General features: G+C 58.1%; 19 protein-coding genes. 15 read left to right on the plus strand and 4 right to left on the minus strand.

The window, feature by feature from the left end:
* Positions 1–47 precede the first annotated feature (47 nt).
* Entirely contained in the window at positions 48–440 is a 393-nt protein-coding gene (locus tag C8029_RS17335) for an SH3 domain-containing protein (RefSeq protein WP_009571831.1), read from the minus strand.
* Between the two features lie 190 nt (positions 441–630).
* Here C8029_RS17335 and ctaA point away from each other — a divergent pair, with 190 nt between their 5' ends.
* From ctaA to C8029_RS17355, 4 genes are all read left to right on the plus strand, one after another.
* A complete protein-coding gene (gene ctaA, locus C8029_RS17340) occupies positions 631–1,776 on the plus strand; it encodes a heme A synthase (protein WP_009571832.1) in 1,146 nt (381 codons plus the stop codon).
* A gap of 2 nt (positions 1,777–1,778) precedes the next feature.
* The gene (locus C8029_RS17345; RefSeq protein WP_193217680.1) at positions 1,779–3,260 is read left to right on the plus strand and encodes a carboxypeptidase M32; all 1,482 of its coding nucleotides are present in this window, start codon (positions 1,779–1,781) and stop codon (positions 3,258–3,260) included.
* Positions 3,260–3,685 (plus strand): PaaI family thioesterase, encoded by a 426-nt coding sequence (locus C8029_RS17350; protein WP_152003382.1) that lies wholly within the window; start codon positions 3,260–3,262, stop codon positions 3,683–3,685. The genes C8029_RS17345 and C8029_RS17350 overlap by 1 nt, the downstream gene beginning before the upstream one ends.
* Positions 3,686–3,833: 148 nt before the next feature.
* Positions 3,834–4,400 (plus strand): hypothetical protein, encoded by a 567-nt coding sequence (locus C8029_RS17355; RefSeq protein WP_152003383.1) that lies wholly within the window; start codon positions 3,834–3,836, stop codon positions 4,398–4,400.
* Positions 4,401–4,541: 141 nt separating this feature from the next.
* Here the strand turns inward: C8029_RS17355 and C8029_RS17360 are convergent, their stop codons facing one another.
* Genes C8029_RS17360 through C8029_RS17370 form a run of 3 tightly spaced genes read right to left on the minus strand, consistent with a single transcriptional unit; the run spans position 4,542 to position 6,691 of the window.
* On the minus strand, positions 4,542–5,759 hold the full coding sequence (locus C8029_RS17360; RefSeq protein WP_226946384.1) for an HD domain-containing protein: 1,218 nt from the start codon (positions 5,757–5,759) through the stop codon (positions 4,542–4,544).
* Positions 5,743–6,012 carry a hypothetical protein gene (locus tag C8029_RS17365; protein WP_009571837.1) on the minus strand — a complete coding sequence of 90 codons (270 nt, stop codon included), beginning with the start codon at positions 6,010–6,012 and terminating at the stop codon, positions 5,743–5,745. Before C8029_RS17365 ends, C8029_RS17360 begins: the two co-directional genes overlap by 17 nt.
* A 25-nt stretch (positions 6,013–6,037) precedes the next feature.
* Positions 6,038–6,691 (minus strand): alpha/beta hydrolase, encoded by a 654-nt coding sequence (locus C8029_RS17370; RefSeq protein ID WP_009571838.1) that lies wholly within the window; start codon positions 6,689–6,691, stop codon positions 6,038–6,040.
* Between the two features lie 418 nt (positions 6,692–7,109).
* Between C8029_RS17370 and iscR the strand changes: the two genes are divergently transcribed.
* From iscR to C8029_RS17425, 11 genes are all read left to right on the plus strand, one after another.
* Positions 7,110–7,571: a Fe-S cluster assembly transcriptional regulator IscR gene (iscR, locus tag C8029_RS17375; protein ID WP_009571839.1), complete on the plus strand. Its 462-nt coding sequence runs from the start codon at positions 7,110–7,112 to the stop codon at positions 7,569–7,571.
* 4 nt (positions 7,572–7,575) lie between these two features.
* Positions 7,576–8,157, plus strand: coding sequence for an NAD(P)H-dependent oxidoreductase (locus tag C8029_RS17380; RefSeq protein ID WP_152003384.1), 582 nt, complete (start codon positions 7,576–7,578; stop codon positions 8,155–8,157).
* Entirely contained in the window at positions 8,154–9,197 is a 1,044-nt protein-coding gene (locus tag C8029_RS17385; protein ID WP_152003385.1) for a cysteine desulfurase family protein, read from the plus strand. The genes C8029_RS17380 and C8029_RS17385 overlap by 4 nt, the downstream gene beginning before the upstream one ends.
* Before the next feature lie 76 nt (positions 9,198–9,273).
* The gene (gene sufB, locus C8029_RS17390; RefSeq protein WP_009571842.1) at positions 9,274–10,821 is read left to right on the plus strand and encodes a Fe-S cluster assembly protein SufB; all 1,548 of its coding nucleotides are present in this window, start codon (positions 9,274–9,276) and stop codon (positions 10,819–10,821) included.
* Positions 10,821–11,003 carry a hypothetical protein gene (locus C8029_RS17395; RefSeq protein ID WP_009571843.1) on the plus strand — a complete coding sequence of 61 codons (183 nt, stop codon included), beginning with the start codon at positions 10,821–10,823 and terminating at the stop codon, positions 11,001–11,003. The genes sufB and C8029_RS17395 overlap by 1 nt, the downstream gene beginning before the upstream one ends.
* Before the next feature lie 51 nt (positions 11,004–11,054).
* Entirely contained in the window at positions 11,055–11,267 is a 213-nt protein-coding gene (locus C8029_RS17400) for a hypothetical protein (protein ID WP_009571844.1), read from the plus strand.
* 1 nt (position 11,268) lies between these two features.
* On the plus strand, positions 11,269–11,886 hold the full coding sequence (locus tag C8029_RS17405) for a hypothetical protein (protein WP_009571845.1): 618 nt from the start codon (positions 11,269–11,271) through the stop codon (positions 11,884–11,886).
* 126 nt (positions 11,887–12,012) lie between these two features.
* Positions 12,013–12,579: a hypothetical protein gene (locus C8029_RS17410; RefSeq protein ID WP_009571846.1), complete on the plus strand. Its 567-nt coding sequence runs from the start codon at positions 12,013–12,015 to the stop codon at positions 12,577–12,579.
* A 153-nt stretch (positions 12,580–12,732) separates the two neighbouring features.
* Positions 12,733–13,002 (plus strand): hypothetical protein, encoded by a 270-nt coding sequence (locus C8029_RS17415; protein ID WP_152003386.1) that lies wholly within the window; start codon positions 12,733–12,735, stop codon positions 13,000–13,002.
* A gap of 140 nt (positions 13,003–13,142) precedes the next feature.
* Entirely contained in the window at positions 13,143–13,904 is a 762-nt protein-coding gene (sufC, locus tag C8029_RS17420) for a Fe-S cluster assembly ATPase SufC (protein WP_152003387.1), read from the plus strand.
* Positions 13,904–15,199, plus strand: coding sequence for a SufB/SufD family protein (locus C8029_RS17425; protein ID WP_152003388.1), 1,296 nt, complete (start codon positions 13,904–13,906; stop codon positions 15,197–15,199). Before sufC ends, C8029_RS17425 begins: the two co-directional genes overlap by 1 nt.
* Positions 15,200–15,321 lie beyond the last annotated feature (122 nt).

The following is a 15,321-nucleotide window of genomic DNA, read 5'->3' on the forward strand; positions in this document are numbered from 1 at the left end:
CCCCAAATTGGGGGCCTTTGGTGTTCTTAGGTGCTCTTCGGGCGGGTTTAGCGCATGGCACCCGGACCCATGCCCGTTTGTGGGCCAGTTTGCATGCCAAGGTGCAACCCACATGTGCCGTCACACATCAAATACCGGCTCGAGACCCAAGCCTTTTGACCTTGCGGGGTTTGGACCTCGGCCCAGCCGCCTTGTTGATTGAGCAATTTGAGTTGAGTGCCAGACTTCAACGCCAGCAGTTTGTGATACTGCGTACCCGGTCCTGCGCGTCCGTTCAGGGTCACGCCTTTGCGGACATAAACCTGATCTTGGATTTGAACCTTCAATTGCTGCTGTTGTTGGATCGGGCGCGGCGCACTTTGAGCCACTGCGGCAAAGGGTGCGGCGACCATGGCGGCGATCAAAAGGGATGTTGAAAGAATATGGCGACCGTGTTTCATCGGAACCTCCTATCATGCCCGTCGGCCTGTCTCACCTCTTGGGCATCTGATCATTCTACGGTGCTCCTCGGTTTTTCCGTCGCGATTTCAGTAAAAAATCCAGAAACCCCGATGATTTTCCTCGCCAAGACCGCTTGCCCTTCGTGGCCCACGCTCCTAGGTTTCGTGCACGCAAAGATAAGGGAAAACCATGGCGCAAAAACGCAGCATTTTCGAAGAGGTGGCCTCTGATGACACACCAAAAGCCGCCCCGAAAACCGGGCTGATCGAAAAACGGGGCCGGGGCGCACGCAAAGGCATCCGAGCGTGGCTCATGGTGATTTTCGCGCTGGTGATGATGATGATCGCGGTCGGCGGGCTGACCCGGCTGACCGATTCCGGCCTCTCGATCACCGAATGGAAACCCGTGACCGGGGCTGTGCCGCCGATGGGGGATGCCGCCTGGACCGCCGAGTTTGAAAAATACCAACAAATCCCCGAATACCAGTTGCAAAACGAGGGCATGAGCCTGTCCGAGTTCAAGAGCATCTATTGGTGGGAATGGGGCCATCGTCAGCTTGGCCGGGTGATCGGCATGGTCTGGTTTCTGGGCTACGCGGGCTTTGCCTTGGCGCGCAAAGTGCCGACCGGATGGCACAAACGCCTGATTTTCATCGGCGCTTTGGGCGGGCTTCAGGGCGCGATTGGCTGGTGGATGGTCTCATCAGGGCTTGAGGGCACGCGGCTTGATGTCGCCTCTTATCGCCTCGCCACCCATCTGGGGCTGGCCTTTATCATCCTGGGCTTTATCGCGTGGTTTGTTTTCCTGTTGGGGCGCACCGAACCCGACTTGATGCAGGCCCGGCGCGCCACCGATAAAAAGCTTTTTGGCATGTCCACCGGCATGCTGCATTTCGCCTTTCTTCAGATCATTCTGGGCGCTTTGGTGGCCGGGATTGATGCGGGCCGAGGCTATACCGATTGGCCGCTGATGGGCGGGCAGGTCTTGCCACCGGACCCGTTTTACATCACGCCGATCTGGCGCAATTTCTTTGAAAACCCGGCTTTGGTGCAATTTGTCCACCGTGTCATGGGCTATCTATTGGTGATCTACGGCATCGTCTTGTGGTCCAAGGGCCGAAAATCCGCCAATCGCACCACGGCAGGGGCGTTTAACCTAATGGCAGCGGTGCTGTTTTTGCAATTGGTCTTGGGCATCGTGACCGTTCTCAACGGCGCACCTTTGCACCTTGGTATCGCGCATCAGATCGGTGCGGTGGCGCTGTTTGTCGCCATTTTGCGCGCCCGGTTCCTGAGCTTTTATCCCAAACCTCAATCGGTCCGGGAGGGCCTTTAATCATGTCCGCATTTGATGATCTGATGGGTTTTACCCGTGAAACCCGTGCGCTTGGCGCCATTATGGGCCGGTTGAATTGGGATCAGGAAACCATGATGCCCAAAGGAGCCGCCGAGCAGCGTGGTGAGGAGTTCGAAGCGCTAGAGAACGTGCTTCATACCCGCAAATCCGATCCCCGTTTGGGCGATTGGCTGTCCTCGATTGATCCAAGCTCTTTGGACGCGGTGTCTCAGGCGCAGTTGCGTCACATCCGCCGGTCTTACGAGCGCGCGGTCAAAATTCCGGCGCGTTTGGCGGCGGAATTGGCCAAGGTCACGTCCATGGCCCAAGGGGTCTGGGCCGAGGCCCGCGCCCGCGATGATTTCGCCCATTTCGCCCCGATGTTTGAACAGGTCGTGGCGCTGCGCCGCGAAGAGGCGGCGGCGTTGCAGCAGGGCACGGATCATGATCTTTGGGACGCGTTGCACCAAGATTACGAACCCGGCTCGTCGGGGGCGGAATTGGACGCCATGTTCGGCGCGCTGCGGCCCCGATTGGTGGCGCTGCGCGATAAAATCATGGGGGCGGATCAGCCCAAGGGTCTCACCGGGACCTTTGATGAGGCCAAACAAATGGCGCTGACCACGGCGCTGGCGGTGAATTTTGGCTATGATTTCGCGCGCGGACGGATTGATAAGGCGGTGCATCCGTTCTCGTCGGGGTCGGGCCAGGATGTGCGCATCACCACCCGCACCAACCCCGAAGACCCGTTCAATTCGATCTACTCAACCATCCACGAGGTCGGCCACGCGTGCTATGAGCAAAACATCAATGGCGACTATCTTTTGACGCCTCTGGGCGAGGGCGTCTCTATGGGCGTCCACGAAAGCCAGTCGCGGATTTACGAGAACCAACTCGGCCGTTCGCGTGCCTTTACCGAATACCTTTATGGCCAGATGCGCGACAGCTTTGGCGACATCGGCATCGACAGCGCCGAAGGGTTCTATGCCGCCGTCAACCGCGTCCTGCCGGGCTATATCCGCACGGAATCCGACGAGGTGCAATACAACCTGCATGTGCTTTTGCGCTTTGATTTGGAGCGTCAGATCATCGGTGGCGATTTGGAGATTGCCGATCTGCCCGCAGCATGGGATGCGCGATTTGAGGCGGATTTTGGCGTCAAAGTCGATAAAATATCAAATGGCTGTCTTCAGGATGTGCATTGGCCGGTGGGCCTGTTTGGCTATTTTCCGACCTATTCGCTGGGCAATGTCTACGCCGGCTGTCTGCACCAAGCTCTGCGCGCCGACGTGCCGGATTTGGACAGCGCCTTGGTCAAAGGCGACACCGCGCCCGCGACCGCGTGGTTGGCCGAGCATCTGCAACAGTTCGGCGGTCTGCGCGAGCCGCGCGACACCATCGTGCATGCCTGTGGCTTTGAGCCGACCGAAGCGCCGCTTTTGGACTATCTTGAGGCAAAGTTTGCCGGGATTTACGGTTTCTGATGGCGAATGTGATGGACAAACCCGCGCTGGAGGCCTTTCTGGCGCGGGAGTTCACCGAAGTGGGCGATGTGTTGAGCGTCGAGACCGTCACGGACGACGCCGTGACCCTGCGCCTCACCCCCGACGCGCGCCATGTCCGGCCCGGCGGCACACTGTCCGGGCCGACGATGTTCCTCCTGGCCGACGTGGCGCTTTACTTTGCCATCCTCGCCAAAATCGGCCCGGTCGCCTTGGCCGTGACCACCAATGCCCACATTGATTTCATGCGCAAACCCGCCGCCGATCTGCCGCTTTTGGGCGAAGCGCGGTTGTTGAAACTCGGCAGAACCTTGGCCGTGGGACAGGTTGCAATTCGCAACCCCGGCTCGGACGCGGTCTTGGCGCAGGCGTCACTGACCTATGCCATTCCGCCGAACAGGGCGTGAGGTGGAGTTGGGGGCGAGGGATTGGTTTCTGGAGGGCAGAATGTCCGGTTTGAGGCCAAGTTGACGGATGCTGCAAGTTCAACAAATGTCCGCTATGTGTAGGCACCTGTCACCGTCCCCCCTGTTATGTTCAAAAGGAAATTCAGGAATGCTTGATGCGCTTACGTTCAAAGCGGAAATTCTTGAGCCGATACTTACTGAGTTTAGGGAACAACCCCACTCGCTCCACAAAGGGTTTTGCGCCATTTGGTCGCTGGATTCCTACGCGTCACACTGCGCATTCCAATGTCGTGATATGCAAAAACTCACTCAATCCCAACGCGGCAAAATCGAAGAGAGATTTAAAGATCGGCTGCAAGATGACCTACATGATGATGCATGGAAATTTCGCCTCATCCGACAGGCGTCGAATGCAACCAAGCATGCAGTGAGAAGAAATAAGGACGAAGATGTTCCCAGCTCCAAAGGCGTCGCTTCAGAACCTATAGACCGTTGGTTGTGGTATTGGTCCGGGGCATCCCACTGGGGAAATCAAGTTGTAATTGATGTTTCATGGACCTTTGACCAAGAAAGCCAGTCTTGGTTTGACGGAAAGAGGCGAGAAGTGAAGCCTGGTCCATTTTTTAAATGGGTTCCTCTCCTCGACATAATCGATCCATGCGCAGAGCATATCGAACGTGGGCTGGAATCTGAGACGGTTGGTCGGGAAGGTTAGCAGCGGCAACCTTGGGAGCTGGCACCTGCTGCCATCAGGTGGATGGTCCATTTGGGCCGTAGGCGGACTTGGCAAGCCTAAGCCCCAATGCCCGCTTCGTCCGACCTTCACACCCAGCACGAAATCCCCCAGTTATGCTCCTCAAAGCGCCCCCCGCGCCACGAACCAGGGTTCGCATTGGCTGCGGATGTAGGGCCAGAGTTTGGGGCAGCCTTTGGCGATTTTGACGCCGACGCGGGCATCGAGTTGGTGCAGTTTCACGTCATAGGTGCGCCATGAGCCGCCGTCATCGGCCAGATTGTGCAGCACGGGTTGGACCCGGTCGATGGATTTGGCAAAGATCGCGGTCGGGGTTTGGGCGGCTTCGAAGTCTTCCCAAATGGCGCGGAATTCGGCGTCTTGCTCAGGTGGCAACAGGCCAAACAGGCGGTCTGCGGCTTTGATCTCGGCCTCCTCTTGTGCCTTTTGCGCCTCGGGCGTCACCGCGCCATGGATCGGCGTGTCGCCTGCATCAATCTCGACAATATCGTGCAGCAACAACATCTTGAGCGCCAGAGCAATGTCCACGCCGTCCTGCGCCTGATCCGCAAGCGTCAGGGCGTAGAGCATGATGTGCCACGAATGTTCACCGGTGTTTTCCTTGCGCGAGCCATCGGCGATGGGGGTGGCGCGGTAGACCGATTTCAGCCGATCCGCCTCACACCAAAAGGCAAAGCGGGCGGCGAGGGCGGGGTCCACCGGCGCGCCATAAAACCCGGCGCGGGTGAATTCGAACAGGTCGGGCAGGATGTCTTTGGTCTTGGTGGCGCGGCCTTGGGTCAGGTTGGTCGCGACGATGTGACGTTCGTCGTCTTGCTGTTCCGGCGCGCCGATGGATTGTAACGCGGGGGCGAGGAAATCAATTGCCTTGGCATAGCGCGCGGTCGGGCTTTGCATCGCTTCGAACTCTTCCCAGGTGGCGCGAAAGCGGCGGCGCAGATCCTCGGGCAGAAGGCCGTAAATGCGATCCGCGGCAGCCTCTTCCAACGCGGCGACAGAGGCGGGGTTGTGGGTGATGTGGATCGGATGATCGCCCGCATCGACCTCAACAATATCATGCAGCATCAGCATTTCGATGGCGCGGGACATATCAACATCCGGCCCGGCCATGGGCGCGCACAGGAGCGCCAAAAGGGCGGCGTGCCAGGAATGTTCGGCGGAGTTTTCAAACCGCGAGCGATCCATCAATTGATTGGCGCGCAACACGGTTTTAAGCCGATCCGCCTCCCGCAAAAATGCATATTGGGCATTCAGTCGGGTGGACTCTTGCACCGTCAATTCGGGCAAAGCGGGCAGGGTGGCGTCAATATTCAATGTCATCCTCGGCACTGGGCGGGGGCACGGAGGCAGCCAGTCCCTTTTTCGCCTCTTCAATGCGTTTTTCAAGGTAAACGCGCGCCCGTTTTTCCGACAGGCGCACGCGGGCAGAGGTCAAAAACGCCTCCTGTGTGGTGACAGAGGAGGCGCCGATGACGCGGGCCACATCCTGAATAAGTTCGTCCGTGCCGACAATATCCAAGGCGTCGATTGTGTCCTTGGCCAAGGCGTCGGCCAGATCTTCCATGATGCTCATCGTAGGACCCTCTGAAGGCGGCGGATTAGCGGCTGGTTTCGGTCAGACGGCGGCGGACATAGGCGTCGACCGAGCTGATCATATGTTCCATATGCGGATCTTCAAAGAAGTGACCCGCACCTTCGACCTCTTCATGGGTGATGGTAATGCCCTTTTGCTCATGCAACTTGGCGACCAGGGACTGGGTGTCTTTTGGCGGGGCGACGCGGTCGGCCGTGCCGTTGATCACCAGACCCGAGGCCGGGCAGGGCGCGAGGAAGGAGAAATCATACATATTGGCGGGCGGGGCGACCGAGATAAAGCCGGAGATTTCCGGGCGGCGCATCAAAAGCTGCATCCCGATCCAGGCCCCAAAGCTAAAGCCCGCGACCCAGCAATGTTTGGCATTGGGGTTCATGGATTGCAGATAATCGAGCGCGGAGGCGGCATCTGACAACTCACCCACACCTTGATCATATTCGCCCTGCGACCGGCCCACGCCACGGAAGTTAAACCGCAAAACGGTAAAGCCCATTTGGTGGAAGGCATAATGCAGATTATAGACCACGCGATTGTTCATCGTGCCGCCGAATTGCGGATGGGGATGAAGAATGATGGCGATGGGGGCGTCTTTAGCGCGTTGCGGATGGTAGCGGCCTTCAAGCCGGCCTTCTGGGCCGGGAAAAATCACTTCGGGCATTGGGTCCCTGTCTCCTGTTCCGTTCCGCGGGCCAGCTTACGTTGCACACACCGAATTATGTGGCGCGCAAGGAGGGCCCGAGCGGAACGAGCCCTGTCGGGCTGTCGCTTTTGCTCTCGTTTTTCCACCGCGCTGCCTTTATAGTTGACGAAATCTCTCGGGCAATTTAGAAACATTCTAAATCTGCGTGAGCGACCGCGCGGGAGTGGTATGGAGGTAAGGCTCCACGCCGCATACGTCAATGTATTTGCGCCGTTTTTCGCCTCATTACGAAGGGGAAACGCGCGGAAATGCGCCAAAACGGCCCCTGTGACCGCTCGTGTCGTCATTGATGCGGTGTTTGGAGCGTTTAAGAAGCGGATTACGCCGCGATGATCGGGCCAAAATGGTTTCGGATCGCATCAAGAGGGACTCTGACATGAAGTTGTCGACCAAAGGACGTTATGCAATGGTGGCGCTCGCGGATTTGGCGTTGCAGCCGGACAATGCGCTATTGTCGCTGGCGGAGATTTCCAAACGCCAGGACATCTCGTTGCCCTATCTGGAGCAACTGTTTGTCAAGCTGCGCCGGGCCGATTTGGTGATTTCGGTGCGGGGTCCGGGCGGCGGTTATAAATTGGCGCGACCGGCCTCGGAAATTCGTGTGTCTGACATCATGGGCGCGGTGGATGAAACCGTGTCGGCGATGCACACCGGGGCCGGGGCCTCGGGCGGTGTCTCCGGGTCACGGGCGCAGAGCATGACCAACCGGTTGTGGGAGGGCCTGTCGGCGCATGTCTATGTGTTCTTGCATCAAACCCGGCTTTCGGACGTGATCCGCAACGAATTGCGGCCCTGTCCGGCGGTGCCGACCCTGTTTGCCGTTGTGGATGAGGACTAAGGCAATGCCACGTATCGCCATTCTTGATGCGCATCCGGGGGCGGGGCGGTTTTGTACTGCGCTGGCGGACAGCTATGCCACCGCGGCACAAGAGGCCGGGGCCGACATCAGACGGATTGTGCTGCGTGACATGGCATTCGACCCGATCTTGCACAATGGGTACGCTCAGGTGCAACCCCTTGAGCCGGATCTTGAAGCCGCGTTTGAGGCGATTGAATGGTGCGATCATTTTGCCCTGTTTTATCCCACATGGTGGGGCGGGCATCCCGCCCTGTTGCAGGGCTTTTTTGAACGCACATTCTTGCCCGGAACGGCGTTTAAGTATCACGAAAACGATCCGTTTTGGGACAAGCTCCTCAAAGGCCGTACCGCGGAGGCGATCACCACCATGGACACGCCCGCACTGTATTACCGCATTATGAACCGCAATGCCGGACCCAACCGGATGAAGCGCACGATCCTTGAATTCACCGGCATGAAGGCCAAGGTGCGCCTGATTGGATCGCTGCGCAACACCTCCGAAGATCAGCGCAAGGCGCTTCTCAAGTGGGCGGGCAAACGTGGCGCGGCCAAGGGGGCATCATGAGCCGCACATATCTCGATTACAACGCAACGGCACCGCTTGGTGCGGCGGCGCGAAAGGCGATGATGGCGGCGATGGATGTGGTCGGCAATCCGTCTTCGGTCCATGCCGAGGGCCGTGCGGCCAAAGGCCTGATGGAGCGGGCGCGGGCGCAGGTGGCCGAGGCTTTCGGGGCCGATGGCGCGGATATCGTGTTCACCTCGGGGGCGACTGAGGCGGCGGCTTTGGCGATGGCCGGACGGGGGTTGCACTGTGCCGATGTGGAACATGAGGCGGTGTCATCCTGGTCGGGCGGGTCGATTCCGGTGACCTCAGACGGTGCGGTGATCTGTTTGAAACCTGCGATGTCGGCGCTGCAACTGGCGAATTCAGAGACCGGCATCGTGCAGGAGCTGCCGGACGGATTGGCACTTTGCGATGCGACTCAGGGGTTTGGCAAACTGCCGGTGGCGTTCAATTGGATCGGCTGCGATATGGCGCTGATCTCGGGCCATAAGATCGGCGGGCCGAAAGGTGTCGGCGCTTTGGTGCTGCGTCAGGGGTTGGACGTTGTGGCGGGCATTCGCGGCGGCGGGCAAGAGATGGGACGTCGCTCGGGCACGGAAAACCTGATCGGCATTGCGGGCTTTGGGGCGGCGGCACAAGCGGCGGCCAAGGCCCTGGCAAACGGGGTTTGGGACGAGGTGGCGCAAAAGCGCGATCTGTTGGAAGATCTGTTGGCACAAGAGATTGACACGCCGATGTTCGTTGGCAAACCGCACGCGCGCCTGCCCAATACGATGTGCCTGATCACGCCCGGTTGGAAGGGCGAGACACAGGTGATGCAAATGGATTTGGCGGGGTTTGCGGTGAGTGCCGGATCGGCCTGTTCGAGCGGCAAGGTCAAAGCCTCAAAGGTGCTGCGCGCCATGGGATATGATGAGACTGAGGCGATGAGCGCGCTGCGCGTGTCCATCGGCCCCGAGACGACAACACAAGAGATTGAGCGGTTTGCCACAGCATGGCTTGCCGCCTATGGCCGTTGGAAAAAACGAGCGGCCTAACCCTATATTAAGAGGGGCCGACACGAGAGCCCCATAAGACGCACATGCCATTTGGCACAGACGAAGGAGTGATCCGATGACGGATGACGTTCAGGTTAAAGACGCGGTTCAAGTCAAGGACGGGGTGGAACAGGACACTGTTGATGCCGTTCAGGCGCTGGCTGGCACCTATAAATACGGCTGGGACACCGATATCGAAATGGACTACGCCCCCAAAGGTCTGTCCGAGGACATCGTGCGTTTGATTTCGGCCAAAAACGAAGAGCCGGAATGGATGCTGGACTGGCGGCTTGAGGCCTATCGTCGTTGGCTGACCATGGAAGAGCCGAATTGGGCCATGGTCGAGTATCCTGAAATCGACTTTCAGGATCAGTATTATTACGCCCGCCCGAAAAGCATGGAAGACAAGCCGAAGTCTTTGGACGACGTCGATCCGAAACTTTTGGCGACCTATGAAAAGCTCGGCATCTCTTTGAAAGAACAGATGATTTTGGCCGGTGTCGAAGGCGCGGGCGAGGTGCCTGCCGACGGCGCCAATTCCGAGCGCAAAGTGGCGGTGGACGCGGTGTTTGACTCGGTTTCTGTCGGCACGACCTTTAAAAAAGAGCTTGAAAAAGCCGGGGTGATTTTCTGTTCGATCTCGGAAGCGATCAAGGAACACCCGGAGTTGGTTCAGAAATATCTGGCCTCCGTGGTGCCCGTCTCGGACAACTATTACGCCACCTTGAATTCTGCGGTCTTCTCGGACGGGTCCTTTGTCTACATCCCGCCAAACACCCGTTGCCCGATGGAACTCTCGACCTATTTCCGCATCAACGCCGAAAACACCGGCCAGTTTGAGCGCACGCTGATCATCGCCGACAAGGGCTCCTACGTGTCCTACCTCGAAGGCTGCACAGCACCACAACGCGACGTGGCCCAACTTCACGCCGCCGTGGTCGAGATTGTGATTCTGGACGACGCCGAGGTGAAATATTCCACCGTGCAAAACTGGTTCCCGGGCGATGAGAACGGCAAGGGCGGGATTTACAACTTTGTGACCAAACGTGCTGATTGCCGTGGCGATCGGGCGAAAGTGATGTGGACACAGGTCGAAACCGGCTCGGCGGTGACGTGGAAATACCCATCTTGCATCCTGCGCGGCGATGACTCTCAAGGCGAATTCTATTCCATCGCCATCACCAACAACATGCAGCAGGCTGATACTGGCACGAAAATGATCCACCTTGGCAAAAACACCAAGAGCCGGATCGTGTCGAAAGGCATCTCTGCGGGCAAGGCGCAAAACACCTATCGCGGTCAGGTGACGATGCACCCAAAAGCGAAAAACTCGCGCAATTACACCCAATGCGACAGTTTGTTGATCGGTTCGAACTGTGGCGCTCATACGGTGCCTTACATCGAGGTCAAAAACAACTCGTCGCGGGTCGAACATGAGGCCACCACCTCGAAAGTCGATGACGATCAACTGTTCTACTGCCGTCAACGCGGCATGGACGAAGAGGAGGCCGTGGCCTTGGTCGTCAACGGGTTCTGCAAAGACGTGTTGCAAGCTCTGCCGATGGAATTCGCCATGGAAGCGCAGCAATTGGTGGCGATTTCGCTTGAGGGGTCTGTAGGCTGATGTCGACGCGCGGGCTTCTGATTCAAACGCTGATTGCCACGGTCCTGTGGGGCCTTGGCATGGTGTTGGTCTTTGATTGGCCGCGCGCCGAAATTCTCACGCCGATGGTGTTTTTCGCCGCCGTCTATTGGGGGATTGGGCGGATTATTGGCCTGATCCTTGCGAAACGGTCCCAGAAATGACGCCGCGCCTCCCCGCTCACATCCTCCACGTTCTTTCGAATAGGACCTGATATGCACCTTGAACTCCTTCCTCTCTTTGCCAAGCAAAGCCTCGGCGTGGCCGTCGGTGTCTTTATCGGGGCGATCATCGGCCTGTCCGTGCGCGCCAAACGTGCGGGCACCAAGGGGCTTTACAAAGACAGCGTCTATGCCACCGCCTTTCTCGCTTCGATGCTGGCCTTTGCGGCGATGACACTGATCCGTTTGATCACGTTCAAGGGCTGAGATGAGCAGCACGCCGACATATGTATTTGACCCAAAAGGGCCAGAGCTGACCTTTCCTTTGGAGGTCATGAGCTTTGTCTGTGGGCAATATGATCAGGCGGGCGTGATCCTTGAATACGGCTCCGGCGGCTCAACCGCCTATGCGGCGGCGCAGCCCGGCAAGGTGATCTATTCGGTCGAGGGATCAAAGGACTGGCACGGCGCGATGCAGGCGCATTTTGCGGCGCACCCGCCCAAGGCCGAGGTGAATTTGATCTATGCCGACATCGGTCCCACCGGCGATTGGAGCTGGCCGAAAAACAACGCCAAATGGCACCGCTACCCGGATTATTGTTTCGGTGTGTGGCAGCGCGACGATTTGATTGCGCCGGATTTGGTGCTGATCGACGGACGGTTCCGGGCCGGGTGTTTCTTGGCCACGCTGACGTCGATCCAAAAGCCGACCACCGTGCTTTTGGACGATTATGTCGGGCGCGAAGAGAAATACAGTGCCATTTTGGACTTTGCCACGATCACAGCCCTGCATGGCCGGATGGCGCAGTTTGATCTTGAGCCGATCAACACGCTGCCCGCCGCCCAACTTTATACCCTGCTGAAAACCTTTCAGGTGAAACTGTGATGTATGCGCGTGACCATAGCGATGTTTTTCGAAACACAGTGTTTCCGGCTTCGCAGGATATGCCCGAATTTCGCCATTTTAGCGTGGTAAACGGAACGCGTATGGGGCGTATCGAAGGGTTTGGTTATGACGTATCAGCATCAGGAGTTTCTCAATCGTTTGGGCCGTGTCGCACGCGCGCCGCAAAACGGGGTGAGTATGATCGGGCCAGCGCAATCGCAAAATGTTGGCCGCAATCACCGTCTGACGCAGATGCTTCAACGGCACAAAAATCTGGGCGTTCACGGCCGTCCGATGGGCGAGCCACGGCTGATGGCCACGCAAGTGATCTCCTATGTGATTGCCTTTGGTATGGGCGGGATGGCGGCAGTGATCGCGCGCGCGCTACGCTATCAAATTTCCGGCCAAATCTCTGGCACAGTGACCCCCAACGCGGATTTCGATTTGGCGCTCGACGTGATTTTCGCCATCGTGATCGCCTTTGTTTTGCGCGAGGCGGTGTCTTTGTCGGCGGTCAAACGGATGGGCGCACAGTGTGCTGGGATTCTTTTGGCGATGGCGACGATGCACAATGTCGTCCATCACATGCCGGACATGTTTGCGCGGCTGTTCTCGACGCAATGGGTCGAGCATGTGATGCAAACCACCGAACCCGGTACGCTCAATTTCCGTGGACAAAGCTACAAAATCTAGTCGGGGAAACCCACTGCGGAGAACCCTGTCAAGATGACCCTGCGTCCGCCGCAAAAGGCGCAGGATTACCGCAGGAATGCCATGATCTGATCCAATTCCCGAACCAATCTGAGGCTTACAACAAGCAGGCAGACAAAAAAGGGCAGGGATCAGATGCAGCATGCACAGCACGCGCAATTCGCCTCACGGATCAGTCGGATCGAACGGGGCGGACCCAATACGTTTTCGACGGTGTACACCGGACTGCAAGACGTAGACACGCCCAAGGGCGCAAAAGTCTCTGGTGTCACCCATCTGGCGCGGCCAGACCCGGACCGTCCCTCGGTGCGGGTTTTGATGCGCGCGGGCCTCAAATCGGGGCTGATGCAAACCGCAGCGCTCGGGCTGTTTTTACTGCTCTATCTGCGCTACGTCGGCCTGTAAAAGCCGCCTCTCAATTCCTCCCCAAAGCGTGCTCTTCTGTGATGCGCTCGGGGGGTAAACCACAACAACGCACATATAAAACACTGGTGCCTGCCGCGGTTCTGCCGCGCGCGGGTCATTCCTCGTGAAAGGACAATAAAATGTTGGAAATCAAAAACCTCCACGTCAAACTTGAAGAAGAAGACAAACAAATTCTCAAAGGCGTCAACCTGACGGTCGGCGAAGGCGAAGTGCATGCCATCATGGGGCCGAATGGCTCGGGCAAATCGACCACCTCCTATGTGCTTGCGGGGCGCGATGGCTATGAGGTCACCGAAGGTGAGGCACTTTTGAACGGGCAAAACCTGCTGGACATGGAGCCGGAAGAACGCGCGGCTGCCGGTCTGTTTTTGGCTTTTCAATACCCGGTCGAAATTCCGGGCGTGGGCAACATGACCTTCCTGCGCACCGCCGTAAACGCCCAACGTAAAGCCCGCGGCGAAGATGAATTGTCCGCCACAGAGTTTCTCAAAGTCGTACGCGAAAAGGCCAAGTCGTTGAAAATCGACGCCGATATGTTGAAACGTCCGGTCAATGTCGGTTTTTCCGGCGGCGAGAAAAAGCGCAACGAAATCCTTCAGATGGCGATGCTTGAGCCAAAACTTTGCATTCTGGACGAAACCGATTCCGGTCTTGATGTGGATGCGATGAAATTGGTTTCCGAGGGCGTCAACGCGCTGCGCGACGGCAAACGGTCTTTCGTCGTGATCACCCACTATCAACGTCTTTTGGACCACATCAAACCCGATGTCGTTCACATCATGTCCGCAGGCCGCATCATCAAATCCGGTGGGCCGGAATTGGCGCTTGAGGTCGAACATAATGGCTATGCCGATTTGTTGGCGGAGCAGGAGCAAGCCTGATGACACGCGCAGAGATGAAACAACGCAAACTCGACGCCACGTCCGAGCGGGTCTTGGGCATGGTGATGCCGCAGGGCGCGCCTTGGGCCAATGACCTGCGTCAGGACGCTTTGAACCGCTTGCTCTCCATGGGCTTGCCGCAGGGCCGCGATGAATATTGGCGCTGGACCAAACCCGACAGTCTGACGGCGGAAACTCCGGCCCAAGCGGCGGTGTTCCACTCCGATGACACACCGATTTTCTCCGCACTTGAGCGGTTGAAACTGGTCTTTGTCGATGGTGTGTTTGACGCAGCCGCCTCGGATGCGCTTGAAGGCGAGAACCTTGAGGTCATGCGACTGACCGATGCGCTGTCCAGCGACATCCATTGGGTCAAAGACGCGTATGGCGCACTTGAAAAGCGTGCCCAAGATCCGGTCGATCGGCCGTTGGCCACGCTCAACACCGCTTTTGCAACCGACGGTATCGTGATCCGCGCCACGGGGCCGGTGAGCCGCCCGGTGTCGCTGATTTATCTGCACAAAGATGAGAGCTCGGACGCGATCCTGCACCATGTGATCAAACTCGATGCGGGCGCGGAGCTGACGCTGTTGGAAAACGGTCCGGCGGCGGCGCGGTTCAACAAGGTGATGGAAATCGAGGTCGCCGATGGCGCGCGCTTCCATCATGTCCGTGCCCAAGGCCGCGACCATGAACGCCGGGCTGTGACTCATCTCTTTGCCTCCGTCGGCTCGGATGCGGCGTTTAAATCCTTCACCATGACTGCCAACGGCGTCTTGACCCGCAACGAGGTCTTCATCGACATCGTGGGCGACGACTCGGTGGCCCATGTCGCGGGGGCGGCGATGGGGGATGGTGATTTCCTGCATGATGACACGGTGTTCATCACCCATGCGGGCCTGCGCTGTGAATCGCGTCAGGTGTTTAAAAAGGTGCTGCGCAACGGCGCCAAAGGCGTGTTCCAAGGCAAGATTTTGGTCAAACAAGCGGCGCAGAAAACCGATGGCTATCAAATCTCTCAGGGGCTTTTGCTTGATGACGACAGCCAATTCCTTGCCAAGCCTGAGCTTGAGATTTACGCCGATGATGTGGCCTGTTCGCATGGCTCGACTGTGGGGGCGATCAATGAGGATGCGCTGTTTTACCTGCAATCGCGTGGCGTGCCTCATGCCGAGGCCACCGATCTTTTGACGCTGGCGTTTTTGGCCGAAGCGATTGACGAGATCGAGGACGAGGCCATCAGTGCCGATATTCTCAACCGTCTTGAGGGCTGGCTTGCCCGGCGTCGGGGCTAACCATGGGTGTCGTCACCGATATGCTGCGCAGCTACCGTGCCCCTCGCGCGGTGCTGCGGCACAGGTTGGGCCAGGGTGAGAACGAGGGCGGGGCTTTGGTCACGCTCATGCTCGCCTGTGGC

Source organism: Roseobacter sp. TSBP12 (genome assembly GCF_009129705.1).
Taxonomy (GTDB): domain Bacteria; phylum Pseudomonadota; class Alphaproteobacteria; order Rhodobacterales; family Rhodobacteraceae; genus Celeribacter; species Celeribacter baekdonensis_A.

Coding starts and splice junctions, on each gene's coding strand:
- C8029_RS17410 (WP_009571846.1), top strand. CDS start 12,013: ATGACGTATCAGCATCAGGAGTTTCTCAATCGTTTGGGCCGTGTCGCA.
- C8029_RS17365 (WP_009571837.1), bottom strand. CDS start 6,012: ATGAGCATCATGGAAGATCTGGCCGACGCCTTGGCCAAGGACACAATC.
- sufB (WP_009571842.1), top strand. CDS start 9,274: ATGACGGATGACGTTCAGGTTAAAGACGCGGTTCAAGTCAAGGACGGG.
- C8029_RS17395 (WP_009571843.1), top strand. CDS start 10,821: ATGTCGACGCGCGGGCTTCTGATTCAAACGCTGATTGCCACGGTCCTG.
- C8029_RS17405 (WP_009571845.1), top strand. CDS start 11,269: ATGAGCAGCACGCCGACATATGTATTTGACCCAAAAGGGCCAGAGCTG.
- C8029_RS17380 (WP_152003384.1), top strand. CDS start 7,576: ATGCCACGTATCGCCATTCTTGATGCGCATCCGGGGGCGGGGCGGTTT.
- C8029_RS17335 (WP_009571831.1), bottom strand. CDS start 440: ATGAAACACGGTCGCCATATTCTTTCAACATCCCTTTTGATCGCCGCC.
- C8029_RS17415 (WP_152003386.1), top strand. CDS start 12,733: ATGCAGCATGCACAGCACGCGCAATTCGCCTCACGGATCAGTCGGATC.
- C8029_RS17385 (WP_152003385.1), top strand. CDS start 8,154: ATGAGCCGCACATATCTCGATTACAACGCAACGGCACCGCTTGGTGCG.
- C8029_RS17425 (WP_152003388.1), top strand. CDS start 13,904: ATGACACGCGCAGAGATGAAACAACGCAAACTCGACGCCACGTCCGAG.
- C8029_RS17370 (WP_009571838.1), bottom strand. CDS start 6,691: ATGCCCGAAGTGATTTTTCCCGGCCCAGAAGGCCGGCTTGAAGGCCGC.
- C8029_RS17400 (WP_009571844.1), top strand. CDS start 11,055: ATGCACCTTGAACTCCTTCCTCTCTTTGCCAAGCAAAGCCTCGGCGTG.
- C8029_RS17350 (WP_152003382.1), top strand. CDS start 3,260: ATGGCGAATGTGATGGACAAACCCGCGCTGGAGGCCTTTCTGGCGCGG.
- C8029_RS17345 (WP_193217680.1), top strand. CDS start 1,779: ATGTCCGCATTTGATGATCTGATGGGTTTTACCCGTGAAACCCGTGCG.
- C8029_RS17360 (WP_226946384.1), bottom strand. CDS start 5,759: ATGACATTGAATATTGACGCCACCCTGCCCGCTTTGCCCGAATTGACG.
- sufC (WP_152003387.1), top strand. CDS start 13,143: ATGTTGGAAATCAAAAACCTCCACGTCAAACTTGAAGAAGAAGACAAA.
- ctaA (WP_009571832.1), top strand. CDS start 631: ATGGCGCAAAAACGCAGCATTTTCGAAGAGGTGGCCTCTGATGACACA.
- iscR (WP_009571839.1), top strand. CDS start 7,110: ATGAAGTTGTCGACCAAAGGACGTTATGCAATGGTGGCGCTCGCGGAT.
- C8029_RS17355 (WP_152003383.1), top strand. CDS start 3,834: ATGCTTGATGCGCTTACGTTCAAAGCGGAAATTCTTGAGCCGATACTT.